Raw genomic sequence first — 778 nt, 5'->3', positions numbered from 1 at the left:
TAAACGTCTTAAACAACGGCGCGATCAATGGTCTACCGGATGACGCCGTGATTGAATGCAGTGCAGTGATTGGTAGTTGGGGAGCAAAACCACTTGCTGTTGGTGAGCTATCAAACAACATCAAAGGACTACTGCATCAAGTGAAAGCTTATGAGCAGTTGACGATAGAAGCCGCTGTTGAAGGTAACTACGACAAAGCATTGATGGCATTAACGAATAATCCTTTGGTGCCAGACATTGGTCGAGCGAAAGCGATATTGGATGAGCTGTTAGCGGTTAATGCGCCTTATTTGCCTCAATTTAAACTTACAGCGTTGTAACACTAAGGAAGAGCGTCAATGAAAGTCATTTTTAATGCGGACGATTTTGGTCTGACTCAAGGTGTTAATAACGGCATTGTAAAGTCCCATCAAGATGGTGTCGTGAAATCGACTACTATGATGGTAGGGATGGATGCCGAGCAGAATGCAATCGAGTTAGCTCATCAAAATCCAGACTTAAAAATTGGCGTACATCTACGGTTTACAGCAGGTGCTCCTCTCACGGAGCACCCAAACTTAACCAATGGTAGAGCGCATTTCGTCAAATACAGTGAATTGTGGAACAAGCAAGATTTTGAAGCTCAAGCGGTTTACGATGAAGCTAAAGCTCAAATTGATCACTTCTTGTCACTTGGACTAACGCTCAGCCACCTTGATAGTCATCATCATGCTCATACGCATCCCCAGATGCTTCCTATTGTTCAGAAACTCGCGAAAGAGCACCGCGTGCCACTTCG

1 protein-coding gene and 1 pseudogene are annotated in these 778 nt (G+C 44.5%); both read left to right on the top strand.

Going from position 1 to position 778, the window contains the following annotated elements; translation table 11 throughout:
- Positions 1–320 (top strand): annotated as a pseudogene (locus R7E78_RS26005) (6-phospho-beta-glucosidase); the annotation flags it as partial.
- 18 nt (positions 321–338) lie between these two features.
- Positions 339–778, top strand: a 440-nt coding sequence (locus tag R7E78_RS26000; protein ID WP_318058592.1) for a ChbG/HpnK family deacetylase, incomplete at its 3' end; no start/stop codon positions are given.

The organism is Vibrio sp. YT-19(2023) (assembly GCF_033337395.1).
This window is presented reverse-complemented; position numbering and strand designations above follow the sequence as displayed.